Origin of the sequence: Lentzea sp. NBRC 105346 (assembly GCF_030269605.1) — a bacterium.
Lineage (GTDB): Bacteria > Actinomycetota > Actinomycetes > Mycobacteriales > Pseudonocardiaceae > Lentzea.
In genome coordinates this window covers 61,722-87,111 of record NZ_BSTQ01000010.1, presented here as the reverse complement: position 1 = coordinate 87,111, position 25,390 = coordinate 61,722, and the positions used below count along the sequence as shown (strand labels likewise).

17 protein-coding genes (1 of these 17 running past the window's edge) are annotated in these 25,390 nt (G+C 69.2%); 10 read left to right on the top strand and 7 right to left on the bottom strand.

Going from position 1 to position 25,390, the window contains the following annotated elements; genetic code table 11:
* Positions 1-89: 89 nt before the first annotated feature.
* Complete coding sequence (locus QSK35_RS21735; RefSeq protein WP_285749034.1) at positions 90-2,735, bottom strand: beta propeller repeat protein; 2,646 nt, start codon at positions 2,733-2,735, stop codon at positions 90-92.
* An 87-nt stretch (positions 2,736-2,822) separates the two neighbouring features.
* On the bottom strand, positions 2,823-4,256 hold the full coding sequence (locus QSK35_RS21730; protein WP_285749032.1) for a sialidase family protein: 1,434 nt from the start codon (positions 4,254-4,256) through the stop codon (positions 2,823-2,825).
* 205 nt (positions 4,257-4,461) lie between these two features.
* On the opposite strand from QSK35_RS21730, the gene QSK35_RS21725 reads away from it, so the two are divergent.
* On the top strand, positions 4,462-5,955 hold the full coding sequence (locus tag QSK35_RS21725) for a sialidase/neuraminidase family protein (protein ID WP_285749031.1): 1,494 nt from the start codon (positions 4,462-4,464) through the stop codon (positions 5,953-5,955).
* Between the two features lie 131 nt (positions 5,956-6,086).
* Here QSK35_RS21725 and QSK35_RS21720 read toward each other — a convergent pair whose 3' ends face one another.
* The gene (locus QSK35_RS21720; protein WP_285749029.1) at positions 6,087-6,914 is read right to left on the bottom strand and encodes a helix-turn-helix domain-containing GNAT family N-acetyltransferase; all 828 of its coding nucleotides are present in this window, start codon (positions 6,912-6,914) and stop codon (positions 6,087-6,089) included.
* 101 nt (positions 6,915-7,015) lie between these two features.
* On the opposite strand from QSK35_RS21720, the gene QSK35_RS21715 reads away from it, so the two are divergent.
* Positions 7,016-8,338 (top strand): FAD-dependent oxidoreductase, encoded by a 1,323-nt coding sequence (locus QSK35_RS21715; protein WP_285749028.1) that lies wholly within the window; start codon positions 7,016-7,018, stop codon positions 8,336-8,338.
* Positions 8,339-8,364: 26 nt separating this feature from the next.
* On the opposite strand, the gene QSK35_RS21710 is transcribed toward QSK35_RS21715, so the two are convergent.
* From QSK35_RS21710 to QSK35_RS21700, 3 genes are all read right to left on the bottom strand, one after another.
* Positions 8,365-9,522: a serine/threonine-protein kinase gene (locus tag QSK35_RS21710; protein WP_285749026.1), complete on the bottom strand. Its 1,158-nt coding sequence runs from the start codon at positions 9,520-9,522 to the stop codon at positions 8,365-8,367.
* 135 nt (positions 9,523-9,657) lie between these two features.
* Positions 9,658-9,951 carry an iron-sulfur cluster biosynthesis family protein gene (locus QSK35_RS21705; RefSeq protein ID WP_285749024.1) on the bottom strand — a complete coding sequence of 98 codons (294 nt, stop codon included), beginning with the start codon at positions 9,949-9,951 and terminating at the stop codon, positions 9,658-9,660.
* A gap of 219 nt (positions 9,952-10,170) precedes the next feature.
* A complete protein-coding gene (locus QSK35_RS21700; protein WP_285749022.1) occupies positions 10,171-10,329 on the bottom strand; it encodes a hypothetical protein in 159 nt (52 codons plus the stop codon).
* A gap of 360 nt (positions 10,330-10,689) precedes the next feature.
* On the opposite strand from QSK35_RS21700, the gene QSK35_RS21695 reads away from it, so the two are divergent.
* Positions 10,690-11,019, top strand: coding sequence for a hypothetical protein (locus QSK35_RS21695; RefSeq protein WP_285749020.1), 330 nt, complete (start codon positions 10,690-10,692; stop codon positions 11,017-11,019).
* Here the strand turns inward: QSK35_RS21695 and QSK35_RS21690 are convergent.
* The gene (locus tag QSK35_RS21690; RefSeq protein ID WP_285749018.1) at positions 11,016-11,411 is read right to left on the bottom strand and encodes a pyridoxamine 5'-phosphate oxidase family protein; all 396 of its coding nucleotides are present in this window, start codon (positions 11,409-11,411) and stop codon (positions 11,016-11,018) included. The genes QSK35_RS21695 and QSK35_RS21690 overlap by 4 nt on opposite strands.
* A gap of 349 nt (positions 11,412-11,760) precedes the next feature.
* Between QSK35_RS21690 and QSK35_RS21685 the strand changes: the two genes are divergently transcribed.
* The 7 genes in view from QSK35_RS21685 to QSK35_RS21655 are tightly spaced (at most 30 nt apart) and all read left to right on the top strand, a layout consistent with a single transcriptional unit that may run on beyond the window.
* On the top strand, positions 11,761-12,147 hold the full coding sequence (locus QSK35_RS21685) for a hypothetical protein (RefSeq protein WP_285749016.1): 387 nt from the start codon (positions 11,761-11,763) through the stop codon (positions 12,145-12,147).
* Positions 12,148-12,160: 13 nt separating this feature from the next.
* A complete protein-coding gene (locus QSK35_RS21680) occupies positions 12,161-13,597 on the top strand; it encodes a PPE domain-containing protein (RefSeq protein ID WP_285749013.1) in 1,437 nt (478 codons plus the stop codon).
* The gene (locus tag QSK35_RS21675) at positions 13,594-14,328 is read left to right on the top strand and encodes an ESX secretion-associated protein EspG (protein ID WP_285749012.1); all 735 of its coding nucleotides are present in this window, start codon (positions 13,594-13,596) and stop codon (positions 14,326-14,328) included. The genes QSK35_RS21680 and QSK35_RS21675 overlap by 4 nt, the downstream gene beginning before the upstream one ends.
* Positions 14,329-14,343: 15 nt before the next feature.
* Positions 14,344-15,828: a serine/threonine-protein kinase gene (locus QSK35_RS21670; RefSeq protein WP_285749011.1), complete on the top strand. Its 1,485-nt coding sequence runs from the start codon at positions 14,344-14,346 to the stop codon at positions 15,826-15,828.
* A gap of 21 nt (positions 15,829-15,849) precedes the next feature.
* Positions 15,850-16,359 (top strand): YbaB/EbfC family nucleoid-associated protein, encoded by a 510-nt coding sequence (locus QSK35_RS21665; protein ID WP_285749010.1) that lies wholly within the window; start codon positions 15,850-15,852, stop codon positions 16,357-16,359.
* Positions 16,360-16,389: 30 nt separating this feature from the next.
* A complete protein-coding gene (locus tag QSK35_RS21660; protein ID WP_285749008.1) occupies positions 16,390-18,240 on the top strand; it encodes a WXG100 family type VII secretion target in 1,851 nt (616 codons plus the stop codon).
* Positions 18,241-18,266: 26 nt separating this feature from the next.
* Positions 18,267-25,390: the start of a diguanylate cyclase domain-containing protein gene (locus QSK35_RS21655; protein ID WP_285749005.1), read on the top strand. Its footprint extends 26,071 nt past the window's final position; 7,124 of the gene's 33,195 nt are visible here — the first part of the coding sequence; its start codon is at positions 18,267-18,269; the stop codon falls past the right edge of the window.

Sequence of the window (25,390 nt, the reverse complement as noted above, 5' to 3'; positions counted from 1 at the left end):
CGGCGGGCCGTTCGTGTACGGAGTTCACGCGGTGAACCGGTGGGGAGCTTCGCCCGGACTACTCGGCCGGTGAAGCTCCCCGCCCGTTCTCACGAGGTGAGGCCGAACTTCCAGATGCCGCGCCCGTGGGTCGCCACGTACACCGCGTTGTCGGTCTTGGAGTACTCGGCGTCCAGCACCGCGGTGGTGGGCAGGCCGTTGCCCATGCGCTGCCACTCGGTCGCGCCGGCCGGGCGGTACAGCGTGGCCAGGTCGGTGGCGAGCACGAGTGCGCCGTTGGACAGCACCTTCAGCGCGTTGGCGGGCAGGTCGGGCAGGTTCGCCGACACGTCCTTCCACGTGGCGCCCTGGTCGGTCGTCTCGAAGACGTGGCCTACGCCCGCGCCGGGGCCCTCGGTCCAGCGGCGGCTGAACCCGTTGAACGCGACGAACGCGTGGTTGGGGTTGGCCGGGTCGACGCCGAAGCCGGCGACGTACCGGTTGGGCAGCACGCCGTCGGCGGGCAGGTTCAGCTGGTGGAAGCTGTTCGCGTCGCCGAGCTTGCCGACCGCGATGCCGCGGGTGAAGCCCTGGTTGTTGCACGGGCCGCACCAGCCGACGTAGGCCACGCCTTGGGACAGGCTCACCGCGGTCGCGACGTGGCCCGCGCCGAGGTCGAACGCGTTCTGCCAGTCCTTGCCGCTCTTGATGCCGAATCCCTTGGTGTTGAACCAGACGTGCTGGCCGCCCGCGATCCAGTTGTTCGCATTGTGGTCGTCGGCGGCGAACGGCGCGATGAACCGCGCGGGTTCGTCACCGGGACTCGAGGTGTACGGCTGGATGTCCACCGAGGTGGAGGCCGACGAGTCCGGGTTGGTGTTGGCGTTGCAGTTCTGCGTGGCGCGCATCGCGAGGTAGACGTACTCCTGCACCTGCCGGCACGCGTTGTCCGGGTCGGCGAGGGAGTCGCCGCCGTCGCCGCCGAACGGTGAGCCCATCGCGGTCTCGCCGGCGCGCAGCATGGAGGCGCCGTTGTCCTGCAGGCCGCCGCTCACGCCCACGCCGGTCTTGCCGTTGTAGGTGTCCTTGCCGACCGACACCGAGTAGTACTGCAGCGCGTCGATGGTGCCGTCGTTGAGGTTCTGCCAGTCCGTGGCGTGCCCGTCGCGGTCGGTGGAACCCTGCACCGGGCGCCGGTAGAGGCCGCCGTCGTTGCCCACGAAGACGTACGGCTTGTCCTGGTAGGACCCGACCGCGATGGAGTGCTGGTCGGAGTGCGTCGTCTTCTGGCAGGTGTTCTTGCTGTCGTCGGGATTCCAGCAGCCGAAGCTGAAGTTCCAGTACGGTCCGACGACCTTCCAGTTCGCGCCGCCGTCGGTGGTCTCGTTGACCTCCTCGAGGCCTGCGTACACGTGGTTCGGGTTCGCGGGGTCCACGGCGAGGAACTGGTTGTACCAGGCCTGGATGCCGGGTCCGTAGCCCTTGCCGCCGATGGACTGCTTGAGCGCGGAGCCGGAGTTGGCGAGCTTGGTGGAGTCGGCGATCTTGCTCCACGGCCCGGACGGTGAGCCGTTGTTCGACACGTAGATGCCGTCCAGGTAGCTGTTCACCGTGCCGACGGCCTTGTTGTAGAGCTTCGGCGACTGGTTGATCGCGTAGAGCTTCGAGCCGTCCGCGGCGAACGCGAACGTGGCGAAGCCGATGTCGTCGGCCGGGATGGCGCCGCCGAGGTTGACCTTCTTCCAGCCGCCCGCGGTGTAGTCGGCCGTCTCGTAGAAGCCGTTGTAGGAGTCACCGCCGCGCCAGGCGATCGCGGCGACCACGTGCCTGGGGTTGCGCGGGTCCGCGGCGACGTCGTTGACGATGTTCTTGTACGCCGCGCTCGGGTCGCTCGCCTTCGGGCCGCCGGGCAGGTAGTCGGGGTTCGGGGCGTACTCGAGGTGCCACGCGCCGGTCGTGCTCGCGGCGTCATGGGTGTACAGACCGCGGTTGGTCGCCGCCCACACCTTCCCGCCGGCGAACCGGACCTTCTGGATCACGGCGCTTTCGAGCTCGGCACCGCCGACGCGCATGTCCGGCGTGAACTGGCCGCCCCGCGGGTCGGCCAGGCGGTAGACGCCCGAGCCGACGTAGCTGGTGGCGCCGGTGTTGGCCTCGCCGGTCGCGTACCAGAGCGAACCGTCGGCGGCGAGCGCCAGGTCGCCGGTGGACAGGCTGGGCAGCTGGTCGGCGATCGGCGCCCAGTTGCCGCCGCCGGTGCTGGAGCGCCAGACGCCGCCGTTCGCGCCCGCGGCGTACACGTGGCCCGCGTTGTCGGCCGCGAGGCCGGTGATCCGGCCGGTCACGTTGCCGGCGCCGCCGCTGGAGTTCGACGCGTAGTCGCGGTAGCGCGGGTCGTCGCTGTTGTACGGGACCTTCGTGATCTCCGACCACTGACCAGCGGTGGCGGACAGGCCCTTCAGCTGGGTGAAAGCCGCGCCGTACGCGCCGGGCGCCACGATTCCGGGAGCAGAGCGCGCCTGCGCGAACTGACCGACGGCGGTCGAATACTCGAATGCCTCCTCGCCCGCCTCCTGCGACTCGCCCATCATCGCCTCGAGCATTTCGCGCGGGTGGTGCGGCAGTCCTTCACCGGGCTCGGCGGCGAGCCCCAGCACCTCCTGGACCTCGTGGTTGGTGCCGACTACGACCAAGCCCGCGACCAGCGCGGCCGCTGCGCCGAGTGTGATTGTCCGTTTTCTACGCGAAACGGCCATTTTCGGCCCTCCTTGTTGCGACGGTTGACAAAGGCAACCTGAGGGCGAGTGCGAAATCCAGGAGGTGGGAATAACAATCCGACCGGACTAATTCACACTCCATTCGCTGTGAATACGTTCGGTGTGTGCGGGCCCCGCAGCGACCGGGTCGGTGCCACGCACGGTGCCACCGGTCAGAACCAGGCCGCCGGTCGGCGCGAACATGCCGAGGTTGAACGTCGTTCCGGTCGGTGCGGTCGCGATCGGAACGACTGGGAAGGCGTTGCCGCCGTTGCGGATCGAGGTGGAGATGTAGTCGCCGAACATGCGGCCCTGCGACGTGTTGGGGATCCACGACAGCGACATCGGCCCGGCGACCTGGGTGGCCGGACTCCAGCTCGTGCCGCCGTTGACCGAGGAGATGAACCCGACGTCGAGCCGGCAGGTGGCCGCGGTGCAGTTGGCGGTGGGGTAGAAGTAGTAGGTCAGGCCGATTCGGGCCGTGCCGCCGGAGGTCGAGCGGTCGACACCGATGCCGGGCACGAAGTGGTCCACGGTGCTGGTGGTGGCGTCGATCGGCACGCGGGTGGGCGCACCCCAGGTGGTTTCGCTGGTCGACTTGCTGAGCACGATGTCGTTGCTCGAGCACCCGGAACGGAACCGGCAGTCCGACCACGCCACGTACGCGGTGCCCGCGGCGTCGATCTCGGCCGAAGGCAGTGCTCCGGACCGCAGGCCCCCGGCGACGGTGTGGTGGCTGATCGTCGAGACCAGCACGGTGGAGCGCCAGCTGGCGCCGCCGTCGATGGACCGGAACGAGCGGATCTGGCCGTTGAGGGACTGGTACGGCACGAGCACGGTGCCGTTGGGCCGGACCACGGGTTGCCCGCCGAGGCCGGTGGCGTTGTCGCCGGTGGCGCGGGCCGGGCCCCAGGTGAGGCCGCCGTCGCTGGAGGTCTTCATGCGGAGGGCGTCACCGGCGCTGGTGATGTCGTATTCGGTGTAGCAGTTGCCGAAGAACGGGCTGGAAGCCGTGTTGTCACAGACGATCCAGTTCTTGTCCAGCGACCCGGTGGCCGTGGTGATCGGGTTGCTCCACGTCAGGCCGCCGTCGGTGGAGCGGCTGGTGAGTACCGGGGTGCCGGGGCAGCCGATGCCGAGCGAGGAGATGAGCCAGACGTTGTGCTTGGCGTCGAAGGCGACCGCGGGATCGCTGATCTGTCCGCAAGGGCCGCCGGAGTTGGCGGTGGTGCCGGGCAGGAAGCCCTGGGTCCAGGTGGCGCCGCCGTTGGCCGAGGTGGCGAAACCGATGTTGGAGGAGCCGCCGCCGGAGACGCGGCCGACCTGGAAGGCCGAGACGATGGTGGTGCCGAAGGAGAACGTGTCCGGCTCGACTTCGGTTTTGTGCTGGGCCTGGGCGTCGGTGTAGGGATCGGAACTGACCTGGGTGACCGGCACATTCGCGGACGCGGTTGGGGTGGCGACGAGCAGTCCACCAATGGTGAGAGCGGAGACCAGAACAGCGCCGGGCAACTTGTGCATGGCGCAACACCTTCTTCGTTGAGGGTGAGGCGGCGGTCCGCCTTCCGATCCAGCCACAGCCCCACGCCCGAGTAAATCCGCCATGCGCCCCTGAGCCTCAGGCCGCCTGGGCCACGTCGAACTTCCGGTCGAGCCGGGCGCAACGATCCGGCTGAGTCCGACGATTCACCCATGAGGGGGGATGCAGACATGCGGAGGTACCCCCATGCATGCGACCAGACGGCTCACCGCGGCAGCTGCGGTCGTCCCGCTGATTCTCTTGAGCACAGCGACCGGGGCGTCGGCGGCCCCGTTCTCCGCCGGCGCCGACGTCCTGGTCAGCGGCCCGTCGGCGCTGACGGCCTGCCCCTTCGGCGCGTCGGCCGACTTCGCCGCCGCCTACGACAACGCCGAGGTCGAGCCGCAGGTGGCGGTCAACCCGGCCAACCCGGACGAGATGATCGGAGCGTCCCAGCAGGACCGCTGGCCGGACGGCGGCGCGCGCGGCCTCAGCTCGTGGATCACCCACAACGGCGGCGCCTCGTGGACCAAGCTGCCGGACGTGCCGTGGAGCGCCTGCCAGGGCGGCCCGACCCGGTTCGGCCGCGTCACCGACCCGTGGGTGTCCTATGACAAGGCGGGCAACGCCTACTTCATCGGCCAGCCGATCGACTCGGCCGCACTGGGTCTGTCCGCGATCGCGGTGACCAGCCTCGACCGCACCACCGGCACCTGGCGGCCGCCGCAGATCATCCAGGAGGACAACGGCGACCGGGGCGTGTTCAACGACAAGGTCTCCATCACCGGGGACCCGACGCGCCCCGGTTACGCGTATGCGACGTGGATCCGCGGTAGCTACCCCAACGACGGCAAGCAGCACCCGATCGCGGACCTGCACTCGTTCGCCTATCGCGGAAAGGCGATGTTCTCCCGGACGACCAACGGTGGGCTGACGTGGTCGACGCCGGTGCCGATGCGCGACTCGAACTCGTACTTCCAGGGCAACCAGATCGCGGTCGGCCCGGACGGCACCCTGTACAACGTCACCGCGAACCTGTTCACCGGCGCGGGTCTCAACGACAAGGGCGTCTACATGGGCGTCATGAGCTCCCGTGACGCCGGGCTGCACTGGTCGGCACCTGTGCAGATCGCGCCGATCCGGACAACCCAGTTGTTCGTGCCGGACGACAACTTCCCGATCCGCGCCGAGGACTACCTGCCCGATATCGCGGTGGACATGACCAGCGGCGCGATCTACGTCGTGTGGGCGGACGGCCTCGGCACGGCGCTGAACAAGGTCGTGCTCGCCAAGTCGACCGACGGCGGACGGCACTGGAGCGGCCCGGTGGTCGCCTCCACCGGTGGTCCGACGGTGCAGTCGTACAACCACGCGATCGACGTGTCGGACACCGGTACGGTCACCCTGACCTACTGGGACGACCGGAACAACGTGCTCGGTGACGGCATCGCCACCACCGACGTCTGGGTCCGCCATTCACACAACGGCACCCAGACGTGGGAGCCCGAACAGCACCTGCACGGGCCGTTCGACCACTACACCGCTCCGATCTCGTTCTTCGCACCAGGCGACCCGAGAGGCCTGTTCCTCGGCGACTACATGGGACTCGAAACGATTTCCGGTAACAGCACCATCGCGTTCTTCACCTCAACCATCGCCGACGGCGCGGACGTCCACGCCGTGCGGCTCAACCACAACTGACGGTGCAACGGGTGCGGGCGGCCAAGCTGTCCGCCCGCACCCGCCTGCCTTCGCCGTAAGCCGGGCAGCGAGCTGTATCTCGAAGTAGCCGTCGCCGAGTACGGCGACGGCCGGCGGTTGCGGGAAGTCGGTTAGTCGGTGCGGCGGCGTTCGAGGAACACCGTGTCGCGCCACGCGCCGTGGTGCCGGGCGATGCGTTCGCGCACACCGAGGGTGCGGAACCCGGCGGAGTGGTGCAGTGCCAGGCTGGCCCGGTTCTCCGGAAAGATCGACGTCTGCAACGTCCACAGGCCGTCGGTGTCGGCGGCGGTGACCTGCTTGTGCACCAAGGTTCTTCCGACTCCTCGGCCGCGGAAGTCCGTGCCGACGTAGACGGAGGTCTCCGCGACGCCGGAGTAACAGTCGCGGGTGGACACCGGAGCGAGAGCGGCCCAGCCCGCGACGGTGCCGTCGATCTCGGCGACCCAGCGGTGGCCGGGTAGCCACCTGGCGTCCAGCGACTTGCGTTGCGGCACCTCGGTTTCGAACGTCGCGTCGCCGGTGGCGATGCCCTCGGCGTAGATGCGACGGACGTCGGCCCAGTCCTCGTCGCGCAGCGCGCGGATGGTGACATCGGCGGGCAGGTCGGTCGGGCAGCACGGCCGCGGTGCGAGCACGCCCATCACCGCGTCGGCGGCGTGGGGGAGGCCGGTGCAGCAGGAGGCGTTGACGGTGACGAGGGTGGCGGTGCCTTCCTTGCGCAGCAACACGAACCCGACGTCGGCGAGCTTGCGGACGTGGTGCGAGCAGGTCGACTGGCTGATGCCGAGCCACTCGGTGAGCTCGCCGACCGTCACGGCGCGGCCGGCGGTGGCCACGGCGTGCACGAGGCGCACGCGGGTGGGCTCGGCGAGGCAGGCGAACCACTCCGCGTACCGGGCCGCGTCCTCGGCGGCGAGTGAAGGTGCCGTCGTCGTCATGAGGGCAAGTATCGACCGCCGTCGATGGTTGCGTCAATCGATCCGCGTCGATAGAGTCTGCGACGTTGATTCGATGATCCTCGATACAGGGAGCGTGTGCGGTGAGCGAGTTGCCAGTGGTCGTGGTGGGCGCGGGTCCGGCCGGCTTGTCGGCGGCCGCGCATCTGGTCGAACGTGGCGAGCGGGTACTGGTGCTCGAAGCCGGTGACCAGGCCGGGGCGGCCGTCGCCGAGTGGAACTACGTCCGGCTGTTCTCGCAGTGGAGCGAGCTCGTGGACCCGGCCGCTGCTCGGCTGCTCGAGGACGCCGGCTGGATCCGGCCCGAGGCGACGACATACCCGACTGGTCGTGAGTGGGCCGAGCTGTACCTGCGGCCGCTCGCCGCTGTGCTCGGTGAGCGGGTCCGGTTCGGTGCCCGCGTTGTGGGAGTGGCGCGTCGCGGCCGTGACCGCGTGGTCGACGGCGGGCGTGAGGACGAGCCGTTGACCGTCCATGTCGAGACGGCGTCCGGGGAGGAGCGGATCGCGGCGCGGGCGGTGATCGACGCGTCGGGTACGTGGGGCTCGCCCAACCCGCTCGGCGGTGACGGGCTGCCCGCGGTGGGGGAGAAGGCGGCGGCCGGCCGGATCAGCTATCGGGTGCCCGATCTCGCCGCCGAGCGTGCGCGGTACGCGGGGAAGCGGATCGCGGTCGCGGGCAGTGGCCACTCCGCACTCACCGCGCTCGTTGCGCTCGCGGACCTGGCCGAGCAGGAGCCTGGGACGCAGATCGTGTGGTTGCTGCGCCGCGGCGCGGTCGGCAACGTGTTCGGTGGCGGCGAGGCCGATCAGCTCCCCGCTCGCGGTGCACTCGGGTTGCGGGCAAAGCGGGCGGCGGAGGCCGGCCACATCGAGACGGTCACCGGGTTCCGCACCGCCTCCGTCGGGCAGGGCGCCGACGGCCGGCTGGTGCTGGAGTCGTTCGACGGGCACAGGCTGGAGCCCGTCGACGAGGTCGTGGTGCTGACCGGGTTCCGGCCGGACCTGTCGTGGCTGTCCGAGATCCGCCTCGACCTGGACCCGGTGCTACAGGCGCCGACGAAGCTCGCGCCGCTGATCGACCCGAACGTGCACTCGTGCGGCACGGTCTACCCGCACGGTGAAGCCGAGCTGCGGCACCCGGAGCCCGGTGTGTATCTGGTGGGGATGAAGAGCTACGGCCGTGCGCCGACGTTCCTCGCGCTCACCGGTTACGAGCAGGTTCGGAGCGTGGTCGCCGCCATCGCGGGCGACCACGAGTCGGCGAGCCGGGTCGAGCTCGTGCTGCCGGAGACCGGCGTCTGCGGCGGTGCCGGCGTGTTCGACGCGCCGGCCGAAGAGGCGAGCGGCGGGTGCTGCGGCACGACCGCGCCGGCCGCGATCGAGCTGTCCACCAGTGCGCGCTGACACCATTGCGGCGCCTCGTTGGACAGTCAGCCGTTCCTGCCGTTTCCCCTGCCCGATTTCCCCTTGCCGCCTTTTGCTTTCTCTGCGGTGTCCTTGTCTTCCACCGGACCGGGCGCCACAACTGTGGACGTCGCGGGCACGTCCTGTTGAACCGGTTGCGCAACGGACTGCGGTGTTTGGCCACCTATAGGCGCCTTACCGGCGGCCGGGGGTGCGGTGCTCGCAGGAGGCGTCGAGTTGATCGGAGCCGTGTCACGTGCCGCGATCACGCTGCCGAGGCCGGCAACGAGCGCAATGGCCGAGGCGGCGGCCAGTAACGCCGGCTTGTGAGGACGTGTGGGACGGTGCTCGATTCGTGTCGGGGCGTCGGCGGTCGGACGGGCCGCGCCGGACCTGTTGATCGCCCGTAGCGCACCTGCACACTCATGTGCGGAAGGCCTGCGACGGGCGGAGAGTGATGTCATCAACGTCAACAGCCGCGTCAGCGCGAAGGGGAGATCATCCGGGATGTGAACCGGGCGGTGCAGCCGGGCGACGGCTGTCTCGATCTCGCTGCCTTCGTACTCGCGGCGACCTGTCACACATTCGAGCAGCACCAGACCGAGTGCGTAGACGTCGACCGCGGGCGTGATCTCAGTGCCGCGCACCTGTTCGGGGGCGAGGTAGGCGGCCGTGCCAACGAACTGATCGGCCCTGGTGAGCCGGGGCGAGCCCGCCACCCGCGCCAGACCGAAGTCGGCCAGGTGTGCGGCGCCGTCGCGGTCGAGCAGGATGTTGGAGGGCTTGACGTCGCGGTGCACGACGCCGTGGTCATGCACGTGGGCGAGCGCCTCCGCGAGTGAACTGCCCAGTTCGCACACCTCGGCGACCGGCATCGGGCCGCGCGCGATGCGATCGCGCAACGTCACTCCGTCGACCAGTTGCAAGACCACGAAGGGCGTCGGCCCGTCGGTGCCCGCGTCGTACACCGACACCAGTCCCGGATGGGACAACCCGGCCAGCGTGCGGATCTCGTTGTCGAATCGGCGTGGGCCCGCAGCGTCACACCCGCCTTGGAACAGCTTGATCGCCACGTTACGCCGCAAGACGGTGTCCCATGCACGGCGTACTTCCCCGGCCCCACCGGTGCCCAGAACCTCGGCCAACCGATAGCGATCGGCCAGGAGTTGATCGTCGGCGGACACAGCGGCACCTTTCCGTCGGCAGCGTGCACTCTGTGGGTGCCCACCGATCGGGTGACCGAATCATCACCAACAGCGACTCCGGCCGGCTCCGCATGTCGCCGGACAAGACGGAGGGCGCGCGGTGAACGTGATTGATCAGACCTTGCTGTGGAACGTGAAGTGGATGTTTCCGTCGATGTCCTTGTGGGCGTCGAGCACCTTGTCGGTGAGGTACAGCGCGGCGTCGGGCTGTACGAACACTGTGCAGCCTGTGCTCAAGGTGATCACTTCGTCGCCCGGAGCGGGCTGGTCGGTCATCGAGACGGACAGCTCCGCGCCTTGGTCAGTGGTGTCGGCGACCTGGATCCGCAGTCCGGCGACGTCCTGCTGCCCGGTGGACGCGGTAATCGCGTTGATCGCTTCGGCGGCGGCGCTGCTGACGTCGAGCATGGCGCGCCTCCCTCGGTTGTGGCGTTCGGGCTGGGGCATCGAGTGGGTACCCGGGCGTGACGGCATGTGCACGTTTCGACGGCATCCGTATGGGCATCCGCGCGCGGACGCGATGCCGGCGACGATGGTCGCTTTCCCTCCGGTCGCCGTGGAGTCGGCCTGGCATGGGGCGGGGAGAGGTGCGCACCCCTCGCGATGTTTGGTGACAGTACTGCGGGACTACGTCGGTGGTGGCGATGCCGGACGCTCGGCGTGCTGTTGCCGGGCGCCGGCGTTGGGCGCGCCCTCGCCCGCCTGGGGAGATGCCTGGTCGGGCCGGCGGGAGGCCTGGGGGAAGAACCGCGCCGCGAGCTCGTCGTAGATCGGTGTACCGGTCATCGGGCCAGCGTGCCCGGACCTTCTGGTGATCGCACGACAGCTGAGCGGCCGCTTGGTCAGTGGAGCACGGTCAGTGGTGTCTCGACGGGCGACAGTGATCGCAACTCCTGCAACATCGACGAGTTCGACGTGGCCGGCGGTTACCGCCGAAAGATTGAGTTTCACCGTGATGGACGTGCTCGAACGCGAAAGGCGCACTGCCACGAACGCTGAACAACGGCTCGCGAGAGTGTGATCATCCGACCGGTTGAACCGAACCCCGGCCACGCGGCCCCGCCCCGTGACGCAGCGCTGCCAATGGTCCGTCGACGGAGCTTGGAATCTCACAGTGCCGTCCCGCGCTGGGCTACCGTGGCGCCCGTGAGCACTCCGGATCCCGCGAATCGCAGCCACGCGGTGGCCGTGCTCACCGCAGCGGTCGACACCATGGTGACGACGTTGGCGCACGCCCGCGGCGACCTCGCGGACGATCTTGTGGCGGATGTGCTGCTCAGCTACTTGCTGGCGGTCGACTCTCCCGTGCAGCACGCGCTCGCCCTCCAGGAGACGGCACACCCCAACGGGCCGCTGGCCGCCGCGCTGGGGCATCTGCGCCGGGCGTTCGCCCACTTCTCAGCGGACAACAGATTCGAGGAAGCTCGCGTGAACCTCGCGCGTGCCAAGCGCTCCTTGGACTTGCTCGCGTCCTAGGCGAACGCGGCATCACGTTCGTCGAGGTGGCTCACTGTCCTATGAGGACGAGTGCACGTGCGGGCGCAGAACAGCACGGCGCGGCTCAGTCGTAGTCCGGTCACCCTCTCCATAGCGATACCGACGCAGCGGCCGTGGGCGAGCTCGATGAGGTTGTCCGTCTCGTCGATGAGATGAGCGTGGCCGACCACCGTCACGGCCCAGCCCGCCGGCAGATCGGGATCCAGGTCATCGGCCTCGAACGCGATCACCGTGCCGCCGCTGATCGCGCCCAGGTTCGCCTTGCCGTCGACACGGACCACCACCTGATGCGGCCGCATGCGGCCAACGCGCACCGTGGGCAGCAGCTGCAGGCACTGGTGCGGAGTGAGCAGCTCGATCTGGTCCGGCATGGCGTCCTTGAAGCGCAGGTGATGGGCCCGTTGCTCCACGGTGCGCGCGACGCGATCGGTGCGGAGTCCGGTTACTGTGCGGTGACCGATGGGGACAATGCGTGGCGGCTGTCGTCCCGCGCGTACGGCCTCGTTTGGCCCGCGGTTCGTCTCAGTTCGTCACCCGATGGTGTGATCGGGTGCACGATTCGCTCGGAGCTGGACACATTTTTGGCCAGGTCAGCGCCGTTCGGCCGTCCGATTGGCCATCACCAATTGATACGCCCGGCAATTTCGTCTCGAACCTGTGGGACCCCTCCCACGTGACTGGCGGCAGGTGATCGGCCAGCAGGCAACGAGGGCGAGAGGCATGGGCATGTACCTGGATCAGACTGCGGCTCCAACACCCGCCGTGCCGCTCAAGGAGTCCGTCAGCACGGGGAACGTGTCGCTGGACCACGAGACGGGTGACCGGCTCACGAAGCTGCTGAACTACCAGATGGACATGGCCGACTCGTGGCTGGAGCGCATCGGCCGCCTGGCCCGGCCCGCGCCGCTCGGCACGAACCCCGTGGGCGCGGCGATGTCCGAGAAGTTCGAGAACGCGGCCGGCGGCGACGAGACGTCTTTCCTCGCTGTGATCACGGCGTACCGCGAGGTGCTGCGGCAGACGCAGGACGCGGTCAGCGGTGCGATGCGCAACCTGACGAACGCCGACGATGACCAGGCCGCCACGTTCCGCACCCAGATCGTCTGAGAGGGCGGAAACGATGACTCAGCAGACCACGTTCGACGAGAACATCCCGGTGCGCGGGTTCGTCGACTCCCAGGGCAACGCCAGGGTGGTGCCGATCGACAGCGGCGCGGCCGCCGAGCGTCCCGCCAAAGTGGACCCGAGCTACCTCGAGGCGCCCGAGTCGAAGCCGGCGCTGACCGACGAGCAGAACTGGTCGGAGTACTCGCACGAGGAGCTCTACCAGTCGATCCACGACAAGAACCATCCCGGGCAGGTCGGGGAGATCAGCGCCGAGTGGGAACGCTTCTGCCGTGAGCTCACCGACGCCGCGCGGGAGATCAGCGAGGGCGTGACGGCCGCCGAGGCCGGCTGGACCGGGAGCACGGCCGACGGCGCCCGCGCCGGGATGCGGCAGCTGGCCGACTGGGTGACGCGCACGGCGGAGACCGCCGTCAAGATGGCCGGCCAGGTGCAGCAGCAGGGCGACATCATGGCGACGGCGCGCGCCAGCATGCCGGAGCCTAAGAACTTCAGCTACGACGACGCCGTGAAGACGTTCTCGGGCGGCTCGATCGCCGGGCTCGCCGGGTCCACAGAGGACGCGAGCGCGGCCCGTGACGAGTCGACGGACGTACGGCAGCAGGCCATCGACGTCATGCGGACGATGGAACAGGAGTCGATGGCGCTCGACCGCACGACGCCCGCGTTCGCGCCGCCGTTCAACCCCGTCACCGGCCAGGTCGAGAACCCGGCCCCGTTGATGACCGCGCAGCAGCACTCGGCCGGCGGCAACGGCGACTCCACCTCGGCGTCCGGTTACTACGGCGGTGGCGGGTACGGCTCGACGGCCGCGAGCTCCCGTTCGGCCGGCAAGTTCGGCCGTGGCAAATGCGACGACAAGGCGAGCTACGGGCCGTCGTACAAAGGCAAGTACGAGCGGCCGGACAAGAAGTCGCAGCCATGCTCGGCGACCACGGCGGACTCGAAGGGCAAGTCGAAGCAGCGCAAGCAGATCAAGGGCGACCTCGAGCTGAACAAGCCGGGCGACCAGCGCACGGCCGCGGCCGCCGCACGTGGCGGCGCCGGTGGCGGTGGCGGCGGTGGTGGTTTCGGTGGTGGCGGTGCGTTCCGCGGCGGCGCGGCCGGCCAGGGCGGTGCGGCGCCTCTGCCCGCTACCGGGGAGTCCCTGCGCGCGGCGACCTTCGTGCCGAAGGTCGGCGGGTCCTTCGGGGCCGGCCCTGGTGGTGGCGGAATCCCTGCGGCGGCGGCCGGTGGTGCGAACGCGGGCGGCGCGGGGTACGGCCCCATGGCGCCGGGCGCGGGCGGCCACGGCGGGCAGCAGGGGCAGGACCTCGAGCGCAAGAACAAGTACGCGTTGAGCGAGGAGATCGTCGAGTTGCTGGGCGCCGAGCTGCCGCCCGCGGTGATCGGCGACGTCGCCCCGCCCAAGCCCCAGAAGGGGAAGTCATGACGTACTCGCCTCGCTACGTGCTCACCCCGGAGGAGTTCGGCACGCTGTGGCCGGAGCTCGGCCTCGGCGGTGTGCCCTATCCGCTCGACGTGCCGCGCGCGGGCAAGGCCGACGTGGATCACCTGCGCCGGGACGTCGAACCGTTGCTGCGGGTGCTCGGCCAGGCCGAGGTCGCGGTGGACCTGGTGGCCGACGCGGACGGCCCGGTGCGTGCGCTGGCCGCGGCCAAAGGTGGTTTCGCGGTGCTGGCGGTCGTGAGCGCACGCGGTGTGGAGCTGTCGGTGATCCGGCCGGCCGGTCTGACCGCCGCGTTGCTGGAAGTGCTGCCAGAGCGGGAAGCCGGGCCGGGCCACGCGCTGTCGGTCCCGGTCGAGGCGCTGGAGAAGGCCGCCGCGCTGGTCGACGCGGAGGACGACGAGGACGACCACCCGTGGGGTGGCGGCACCGTGCACGACGAGCGGTCGGCGTTCCTGAAAGCCGGTCTCTCCCCGGCGGACGCCGCGTTGATGAGCGAGCTGGCCACCAGCCGGGTGGCGGGCGGGCAGTTCGGCGTGTCGTGCACCGACCGCGGTAAGCGCAGGCGCGCGCCGATGGTGGTCACGTGGTTCGACACGCCGCGCGGTCGCTATCTGATGGTCAAGGACGGCACGTGGCTGAGCGTCGCGCCGGCGGACCACCGTCGCCTGCTGGCGCGTATCGAATCCCTGCTGTCGCGCTCCGCGGCCGCCTGATCCGGAAGGACGACCGTGCGAGTCATCGGCGATCGTTATGCGTTGGTCGTGGAGCTCGGCCGTGGCGCGATGGGCGTTGTCTGGCGGGCCGAGGACCAGCTGCTGCGGCGCACCCTCGCGATCAAGGAGCTGCTCCCGCAACCGGGTACCTCCGACGAGGAGCGGCGGGTCGCCGAGGAACGCGTGCTGCGGGAGGCCCGCAGCGCCGCCAAGCTCAACGATCCGGCCGTGGTGACCGTCCACGACGTCCTCATCGAGGGCGACCGGACGTACCTGGTGATGGAGCTGGTGGACGCGGTCAACCTGTCCACGCTCATCAGCCGGTTCGGGCCGCGTGACCCGCGGTGGGTCGCGGATATCGCGCTGCAGGCGTTGGGGGCGCTCGAATCCGCCCACGCGGCGGGCATCGTGCACCGGGACGTCAAGCCCAGCAACATCATGGTGCGCCCGGACGGCCGGGTGACGCTGACCGACTTCGGTATCGCCCAGGCGATGGACGACCCGAAGCTGACCACGAACGGCATGCTCGGCTCACCGGCCTACATGTCGCCGGACCGGCTGCAGGGCCGGCCCGCCTCACCCGCGTCGGACCTGTGGGCGCTCGGTGTCACGATGGCGCACGCCGTCGAGGGCATCAGCCCGTTCGAGCGCGACAGCACCGCGTCGACGTTGCACGCGGTGATGTACGAGCCGCCGGTGCTGCGCCGGGCGTCCCCCGAGCTGGCCGAGGTGATCCGCGGCCTGCTGACCGTCGACCCGCTGGCCCGGCTCACCGCCGCGCAGGCGCGGGCGATGCTGACGCGGATCGTGCAGGGCGCACCGGCCCAGCCGAATGTTGCTCAGCCGAATGTTGCTCCGCCGAATGTTGCTCCGGCGCATGTTGTTCCGGCACAACGAAAGCGAACCGGGATCCAGCTCGCCGTGGCGGCGCTGAGTGCCGTTGTGCTCGCGGCGGGCGCGTTCGCCGGCTACTACGTGCTGAACCGGCCGGCGGCGGCGCAACCAACGGCGGCCCAGCAGGGACCGACGCTGCCGACGTGGTCGGAGGACACCGCTTCGCAGGCGGTGGGAACGGCGTTACCCGCCCGCCGGATCGCGACGTTCGGCCGCGCGGGCGACATCCCCGGCTGGGGGTTGGCGGACAACGAGTGCGCGCCGGAGTTCCTGATGCAGGGCAAGCCGGTGCTGAAGGCGGTGTCGTGCGACAAGCAGCACAGCATCCAGCTCTTCGCCGCCTCGACGCCGTTCTGGGACAAGCCGCAGCCGGTTCCGTTCCCCGGCGGGCGATGGCTCGTGGACTACGCGAAGAAGTTCTGCGACGAGCAGTTCGTGTCGATGTCGAAGCAGAGCTCCGAGGTGCTCGGGTACACGGCGCTCGTCCCGACCGAGAAGGAGTGGCTGGCCAGGAACGAGCCGATCGCTCCCGGTCATCAGGAAGTGCTTTGCGTGGCGTGGAAACAGGACCGCAGCCCGCTCGCGGGCTCCCTGGTCAGGGACTGATCTGTGAACAAGGAGAGCCAGATGCAGGATCCGGAGCAGTGGATCGCGGACATGAACGCCAGGGCCGAGGAGCTCAAGCGCAAGTCCGAGGCCATGACCGCCGAGCTTTCCGGGAAGAAGGCGACGGCGACCAGCGCCAACGGTGCCGTCACGATCACGGTGAACCCCAACGGCGGGCTGGACGAGATCAAGCTGGGCCACCGCGCCTGCGAGCTCGGGCACACCCAGCTGGGCACGCTGATCATGCAGACGTTCCACCGGGCGATGCAGGACCTCTCGCGTGACGTCATGGCGACCTTCCAGCAGCACTTCCCGGACGCGGAGGAGTCGCTGGAGCTCATCCGCGGTCTCAACCCGTACGAGCTCGACGAGGAAGAGGGCGAGACCCCGCAGGGCTGGCAGCCGGTCGAGTTCGAGCCGGAGCCGGAACCCGTCCGCGCCGCCCGCCGTCCCGCGCCCGCCGCGGCACCCGTCCGGCGGCCACGTCCGGCGGCCGCGGAGGAAGACGACCCGGCCGACCGTCCCTGGTGATCCCGCCCCTCACTCGCTAAGGAACCCGCGATGTCCGCTCCAGTCAACACCGATGGCCAGATCAAGGCGCCGGCCAACCCGGACCAGACGAACACCTCGACGTTGCCCGGTGTCAACGTCACCGAGGAGAACAAGTACAAGGGCACCCTGTTCATCGAGGCCTTCGACGGCATGATCACGTCGATCAACGAGGACGCGGAGTCGCAGACCGAGTACGCGATCGGCGTCGCGTTCGACACGATCGGCGCGGTCTCCTCGGTGGTCGAGCTGGTGGCCGACCCGTTCGCCCAGATCCTCGGTGCCGGTGTCGGCTGGCTGCTGGAGCACGTCGACCCGTTGAAGGAGGCGCTGGACGCCATCACCGGTGACCCCGACGAGATCAGGCAGAACTCCGAGGACACCAAGGCGCACGCGGCCGAGCTCCGGGTGCTGTCGGCGGATCATCAGAAGCAGATGGCCGCCTTCACGGGCTGGGAGGGTGACTCCTCCGACGCCTACCGCGCGAGCATGGAGCAGCTCAGCGTCGAGCTCGACAAGATGGCGTCCGCGGCCGACACGAAGGCCAAGGTCATCGCCGTCGTCGCCGTGATCATCCAGATCGGCCGGGACATCATCCGCGACATGATCGCGACCTTCATCGGCGGTCTGATCGCGTTCCTCATCGAGGCGGCCGCCGCCCTCGTCCTCACGCTGGGCCTTGCCGCACCCGTCCTCGTCGGGAAGGCGACCGCCCAGATCGCCGCTTTCGTCGGCAAGCTGACCTCCCGCCTCTCGAAGATCGTCAACGCGCTGCGCAAGCTCGGCGCGATGGTGCCGAAGCTCGAGGAGGCCCTGAAGATGCTGGCGAAGGGCTGGGAGCGGTTCGAGAACGCCGCCGACGTCGGCGAAATCGGCTACGCCGGGTACGGCGCGGTCAAGGACGTCGACGAGAACACGGACAAGGCGCTCGACGACGACGCGAAGAACGACGCGAAGAAGGACGAGATCAAGGGCGAGGCCGACAAGGTCAAGGACAAGAGCGACGTCGCCAAGAAGGAGCAGGACGACTACAAGGCCGCCAAGGACGAGGAGGCGAAGCAGGCCGACGAGGCCAAGGCTGCCGCCGACAACGTCGAGAACAAGGGCAAGAAGGCCGAGGAGTCCGCCAACAAGGCGCAGGACGCCGCCGACGACGTCGAGAAGGCGGGCAAGGAGCTGGAAGCCGCCGCCAAGAGCGGCGACAAGGAGGCGTTCGACAAGGCGAAGGAAAAGTACGAGCAGGCCAAGGACGACTTCTACCAGGCCAAGGACCAGGCGGAGGCCGACCGCGACGAGCTCGTAAAGGCACAGCAGGACTTCGCGAAGGAACAGCAGGACGTCGCCACCGCCGCCGACAACAGCAAGCAGCAGCTCGACGAGTCCACGGCCGCGACGAACGAGGCCAAGCAGGCCAGCGACGACTTCCAGGAGAAGTACGCGCCCAAGGAAGAGGACATGAACGACGAGCAGAAGGAGACCTACAAGGCCTCCAAGGATGCTCAGGCGGACATGGACACGAAGAACGAGGCGGCCCGCAACGACCAGGCCGCACTCGAGTCGGCGAACGTGGACGCGGCCCACAAGAACGCCGCGGCCGCCGAAGCCAGTGCCAAGGCCATGGAGACCGGCGACAAGAAGGACATCGCCGCCGCCGAGAAGGCCAACGACGAAGCGCAGAAGGCGAACGAGAGCGCCAAGGCCGCGGGCGAGAAGGCCAAGGCGTCCGGCGAGCAGGCCGAAGCCTCGTACAACACCTACAAGGAAGCCAGCGACAAGTACGAGCAGGCCAACAACAAGGCCGAGGGCAAGCCGGAGGACGACGGTCTCGTGAAGGAGGACTCGGGCACGCCGCAAGCTCTCTGACTCCGTCTACATAGGAGACCTCCGCCATGGCCGTGAACGTCAACCCCAACTCTGGTTCCAGCCCCTCCGGCAGCAGCGGGAGCGGGTTCCAGGTCGAGGACAGCACCCTCGAAGGCCAGTCGAAGGCCGCGCAGGGGTTCCGTGAACGGCTGACCCAGATCGGATCGAGCCTCAGCAACGTCCGCCTCTCCGGCAACGCGCTGGGGCCGATCGGATCACCCTTCGTCGGCCCGTTGAACAACCTCAACACCAACGTCACCGACGGCGTCGCCAAGGCGAGCGACGTCCTCGACAAGGTCGACGCGAAGATCAAGCAGACCCAGGAGACGTTCAAGACCAACGAGCAGGCCCAGAAGGACGTCTTCAACAAGTTCGACCCGAGTACCAACGCCAAGGGCGCCAACGGTGTCAACGCGCCTTTGCCCAAGACCACCGCGCCTGCTGGGCCGGCTGTTGCGCCCGTTCAGGACATCAAGGGTGGGGGTGGGGCTGGGCCCAAGGGTGCTGGTCCTGCTGGTGGTCCGGCTGTTGCGCCGGTGCAGGGGTCTAAGGGTGGTGGCGCTGGGGCTGGGCCTAAGGGTGCTGGGCCTGTTGGTGGTCCGGCTGTTGCGCCGGTGCAGGGGTCTAAGGGTGGTGGCGCTGGGGCTGGGCCTAAGGGTGCTGGGCCTGTTGGTGGTCCGGCTGTTGCGCCGGTGCAGGGGTCTAAGGGTGGTGGCACTGGGGCTGGGCCCAAGGGTGCTGGTCCCGCTGGTGGCCCCGCCGTCACGCCGGTGCAGGGTTCCAAGGGTGGTACGGGCGCGGCGCCGACGGGTGCAGGTCCCGCGGGTGGCCGTCCGGGTGGCACGGGTGCGGGATCGATCGGCAACCGGTTGAACCCCGGTGGCACCGCCACTCCTCCGGCCACTGGTGGCGCGACGCCTCCGGCTGCTGGTGGTAAGGGTGGTGTGACGCCTCCGGCGGCCGGCGGCAAGGGTGGTACGGCTACTCCTCCGGCCACCGGCGGTACGACGCCTCCGGCTGCTGGTGGTAAGGGTGGTGTGACGCCTCCGGCCACTGGCGGCAAGGGTGGTACGGCTACTCCTCCGGTCACTGGTGGTACGACGCCTCCGGCCACCGGTGGCAAGGGTGGTACGGCTACTCCTCCGGTCACTGGTGGTACGACGCCTCCGGCCACTGGCGGCAAGGGTGGTACGGCTACTCCTCCGGTCACTGGTGGTACGACGCCTCCGGCCACTGGCGGCAAGGGTGGTACGGCTACTCCTCCGGTCACTGGTGGCACGACGCCTCCCGCCTCTGGTGGCAAGGGCGGCGCGACGCCGTCAACCCCCGCAGCGCCCAAGCCTGGCGTGAACCCGGCACTGGGCAACGCCAACCCCGGCGCGCGGCCAACGCCTGCGCCCACCCAGACCGCTCCCGGCTCCGGCAACGCGCAGCCGGCCAACGCCGCGCCATCGCAGCAGAAGGGGCCGGCTGCTCCCAACACCACTCCTACGAAGCCGAACGCCGGTCCGATCACGCCCACGGCCGCCAACCCGACGCCGAGCTCCAACGCGCCCGGCATCCAGCAACCGGCGGCCAACGCGCCCGGCGGCCGGCAACCCAACCCCCAGCAGTCCGGCATCAACTCGCCGAGCTCGAAGCCGTCGGGGATCAATGCGCCGGGTGTGCAGCAGCCGGGTGCGAATGTGCCGGGCTCGAAGCCGTCGGGCGTCAACGCGCCCACCGCCCAGCAGCCCGCCGCCAACACGCCGCGCCCTCAGCAACCGGGGCCCGTCACCCCGAATGCCGGCGCGAACCCAGTGGCTGCCACGCCGCCACGCCCCGGCAACGGTCCGGCCAACACCCCGGCTACCAACAGCCCGGCGACCAGCACCCCGGCTACCAAGAGCCCCGCGGCCAACACACCGATCACGAACAGCCCTGCGGCCAACAACCCTGTCGCCACCAACCCTGCGACCAAGAGCCCTGCGGCCAACACGCCGACCACCAACACGCCGACCACCAACACGCCGACCACCAACACACCGATCACCAAGAGCCCTGCCACCAACACACCGGCGACCAGCAACCCTGCGGCCAACACCCCAGCAACCAAGAGCCCAGCGGCCAACACCCCAGCGGCCAACACCCCTGCCACCAAGAGCCCCGCAACCGACACTCCGCCGACCAACACTCCGGCGCCCACCGGCCCGACCCCCGACACCCCGGCGGTCATCGTCCCCCCGACGCGGACCGACAGCCTGACCCCGCCCCCCGGCAACGACACGGAAACCAAGAAGGGCAAGAAGGGCAAGGAGAACAAGCCGCCGAGGCCCCCGGTAACCCCGGCACCCGATCACGTCGAACTGGGCCTCAACAAGAACCAGATCTTCCTGCAGCCGCACCAGCTCAAGGAGCTCGACGCGCTGGCCAGCAAGCTCGCGGACGCGGCCATCGCGAACGCGGAGAACGGAGGCATGCCGCCGGCGATCAAGTTCAACGGGTTCAACGGCGACGCGGCACGGCCGGTGAAGATCGCCAAGGCGACGCTCAACTTCATGATCGACCAGAAGTTGAAGGAGCAGGGCGTCAAGCTGCCCAAGGCGGCGAAGCCGGTGCTCAACATCGGCAGCCCGCACCAGCACGGCACGTTGAGCGCCGACATCGCGATCGACCTCGAGCCGGATGCGGCGGCGCCGGTGCTGGTCAAGGATGTGGCGACCGGGCCGCTGCAGATCCTCAAGAACCTGCTGCCGAAACCCGAGACGAAGCCCGGCGGCTTCAAGTTCAACCCGGACGGCACCGTCCCGGTCAACGCACCGGCGGTATTCGACAACGCGGCGAACGCGGCGGTGAACAAGGCGTTCCACAGCGTTCTGAACGGTGGGCCTAAGGCGAAGCTGACCGTTGTCACCGGCGTCCAGAACAGCGGCGCCGTCGACGCGGTGACGAAGAAGATCGCCGAGCTGGTGGGGCTGCAGGGTGTCGCGCTGGATGACGTCGTCGAGATCGACGTGCGCAACGACGGGCCGGCCGGTCAGGTCGACTTCGAGCTGTCCGACGGCGGACCGGCACCGAAGCTGCCGGTGGACCCGAAGGTCGTGACGTTCAACGGAACCAACACGGGCGTCGACATCAACGACTTCGCGATCAACAACCTCGCGAACAAGCTGATCGAAGCCGCGATCGTCAACGAGGACCTGCCGTCCGCCACGATCGAAGGCCAGAGCAGCGGCAAGTTCGGGACGGCACTCGACCGGGCGAACAACACCGCGGACGCCCTCAAGACGGTGATCGACCTCAAGCTGGAGAAGATCTTCGGGCCGAACCCGCCGTTCACGGCGGCGGATCTCGACATCAAGACGACAGCGGGCAACACCCAGGCCGACACCGCGACGATCAGCGTCCAGCTCGACCCGCAGATCTACGCGCCGCCGAAGCCGCTCGGCGAGGTGCGGTTCCCACCGGGACAGACCACGCTTTCACCCGAACAGCAGCAACACATCGACACGGTCGCGACGGACATCGTCGACCACGGCGCCGCGTCGTCGAACGCGGGCCTGGACAAGCCGACCGTCGTCGTCGAAGGCCGCGGGCCGGACGCGAAGGCGCAGATCGACACGGTCGTCGACGCACTGAAGACCAACATCGAGACGCAGGCCGGCGACACCCTCGTCGACTTCGAGCCGGCCATCGCGCCCAACGGCACACCCGGCAAGACCGAGATCAAGTTCGCGCCGGAGCAGCGGCCACCCGTCACGCCCGCGCCGGAACACGTCGAGCTGGACCTGAACAAGAAGCAGCTTTTCCTTCAACCGCACCAAAACGACGTGCTCGACGCGCTCGCGGCCAAGCTCGCGGACGCGGCGATCGCGAACGCCGAGGCGGGCACCATGCCGCCGGCGATCAAGTTCAACGGGTTCAACAAGGACGTGGCGGGACCCGTCAAGATCGCGAAGGCGGCCCTCGACCTCAAGCTCGACAAGATCCTGAAGGACCTGCCCAAGTCGGCCAGGCCGATCCTCAACATCGGCAGCCCGAACAAGAACGGCACGCCGGACGTCGACGTCGCCATCGACCTCAAGCCGGACGCGAGCTCCGAGGTGCTGGTCAAGGACGCCTCCACCGGACTGCTGCAGAAGCTCCTGGACCTGCCCAAGGCGTTGTTCGGTAACACCAAGATCGCACCCGCGACGAGGTCGGTGCCCGGCTCCAACCTCAGCAACACGGGACCCGTCGCGGCCGCACAGCCGCCGGTGAACGCCGGCACCTTCACCTTCAACCCCAACGGCACCGTGTCGCCGGGCGCTCCGCAGGTCATCACCGGCGCGGCGACCGCGACGGTGCAGAAGGCGTTCACCAACTTCATGGCCAGCGGGCCGAAGGCCAAGCTGACGATCGTCGCGCACGGGCCGAACGCCCAGACGGCGATCACGCACCAGGGTCTCGCGGCCGACGCGGTGGTCAAGAAGATCGACGCGCTGGTGGGGATGCGGCAGCAGGGCGTGCCGCCGCACCTCAAGCTCAGCAGCGGCGACCTGGTCGAGATCGACTTCCGGATCGACCCGGCGGGTACGCCCGGCCAGATCGACTTCGAGCTGTCCGACGGCAAACCGCCGGTCGTGCCGCAGCCGCTGGGCGGCGTGGTGTTCGCGCCGCAGCAGACCAGGCTGAACAACCAGCAGATCCGTGACATCGCGGCGGGTGTCAAGGTGGTGGCCAAGCAAGCGCTGCTGGACGCGCGCGCCAACCGGCCGATGCCCGCGATCGCCGTCAGCGCCACCAACACCGGCCCCCTCAGTCCCCACCACGCGGGCCACGTCGAGGCCGCCGTCAAGGCGTTGCTGGACCTGGAACTGGACAGCCTGCAGCAGAACCTCCCGCCCGACCGCCGGCTGAAGGCCGACTCCATGGTCGCCGTCGGCGCCGACCTCAACGGCGTCGGCATGCCCGGCCAGGTCGACCTCACGCTGCTGCGTGAACCCCAGGTGCCGCAGCCGCTGCCGCAGGCCGACCCGATCTCGCCGAAGCTGGACGCGATCTTCAAGGGGCAGACGCCCGAGGTCGCGCTCGACACCGTCGCGCCCGGAGCCGACCCGCTCGTCCCCGCCAACACCAAGAAGCTCGACACCCTGGCCAAGGACCTGGCCGAGGTGTCGGCCCAGCGCGACAACCTCGGCTACCGGCCGCCCACGGTCTTCGTCAGCGCACCCAGCACCGACGCGAAGGTGCAGGCCGACATCCTTGCGGGCTACCTCGACTCCGCCATCGAGGGGCAGCTCGACGGCCAGACGCCCGCGCCCGTCATCCAGCCCGTGGTCGACCCGTTCGCGAAAACCAGTGACACCAACGTGTTCGTCGACTACGACCTGCACCGCGTCGACGGGTTCGTCCCGCCTGCCGACACCGGGAGGCCGAAGGACTCCAACCTCGACTCGGACGTGATGCTGCCCGAGTACACGGGTGACGCGCCGCCGCCCGCGCCGGTCAAGTCGATCCTCGACGACCGCTCGTGGCTCAACGCGCTCGACGACCCCACGCGGCCGGGCTACCGGCCCGCGCCGTGGTTCGAGCCGCTGGCCGACAAGGTCGACGTCAAGCAGTTCGAGCACCTGCTCGACAACCTGCCGATGACGACCATCACCAACCAGTTGCAGGTCCCGCGCAACGACTCCGACATCCGGCCGCGACCGGGTCAGCCGCACCAGGTCGTCAACCTGCCCTCCACCTACTCGCCCATCGGGTTCGACCACGGCGTACTCAAGATCAACGACGACGTGTCGGTCGAGGTGCTCAAGGTCAAGCACTTCGTGCCCACGCAGGATCCGAAGGTCACGCCCACCGACATCGCGGACTTCAAGGCCGACGCGAAGGCCGCGGTCGACGCCTACTTCAACAAGGGCTACCGCCTGCCCAACGGCAACCAGCTCCACGTCGTGCTCGAGTTCGTCGACAGCGCCGCCGACACCCAGCTCCTCCCAATCACCCTGTACCCCAAGAACTCCGACGTCCGTGCCAACGTCGCGAACATCCCGGTCGACGCCAAGGCGGTCGTACTCGCGCACGAGCTCGTCGGCCACCCGATCGGACTCTTCGACGAGTACATCGAGGCCGAAGGGACGGGCACCCCGTTCCTCAAGCCTCCGCCGCTGACCACGCCGAACAACCCCGACGGCAGGAAGGGCGGCCAGGGCCGGGTGAAGTTCGACGACGGGCTCATGTCCGACGGGGAGTACAACCCCGGCGCACGACTCACCCCGCGCAACGCCTTCCAGCTCAACGAGGTTCTGGTCGCGCTCGACAACAACCCGAAGACCACGTCGCTCGCCGAACTGCAGCAAGGCACCACAAATCAGGGCAGCACCACCAGCGTCAACCCCGCCCCCAACGCTGGTGGGCTCTCCAACACGGCGCCCGGTAGCCGGGGCATCCCGCAGGCCTTGCCCGCGCCGCGTCCGACGCCCGAGTTCGCGCCCAAGGTCGTCACGTTCGACGGCGACGGCACCGAGGTCGACGTCAACGACTTCGCGATCGACAGCCAGGCGAACAAGCTGATCGAGGCCGCCGTCATCGGCATCGACCACGGGCTCGGGCTGCCTGCCGTCACGGTCGAGGGGCAGAGCAGCGCCAGCCCCGCCACGGCACTCGACCGCGCCAACAACACCGCGGACGCGCTCAAGACCGTGATCGACGGCAAGCTCGAAACGATCTTCGGGTCGAACCCGCCGTTCACCGCGGCGGATCTCGACATCAACACGACAGCGGGCAAGGCACAGACCGACACCGCGTCGATCAACCTCGACCTCAGCCCGAAGACGACCAACAGTTCGCCGCGGACGGAGCTGGGCAGCGTTCGGTTCGAGCCGGGCGGAACGACGCTCACGCCCGAGCAGCTCGAGACCATCGACACGGTCGCGAACGACATCGCCGGGCAGGGCGCGGCGTCGTTCCAGACGGGCAACGGAGTGCCGACCGTCGTCGTCGAGGGCAACGGGCCGGACGCTGACGCGCAGGCCGACGTGGTGGTCGACGCGCTGAAGAACAGCATCGACACCGAGTTCGGCCCCGAGACCGCCGACACGCTGGCGAACTTCGACACCAAGACCGGCACCGGCACGCCCGGCACGACCGGCATCCGGTTCACCCCGCCCAACACCCGTCCCTCCGGGGG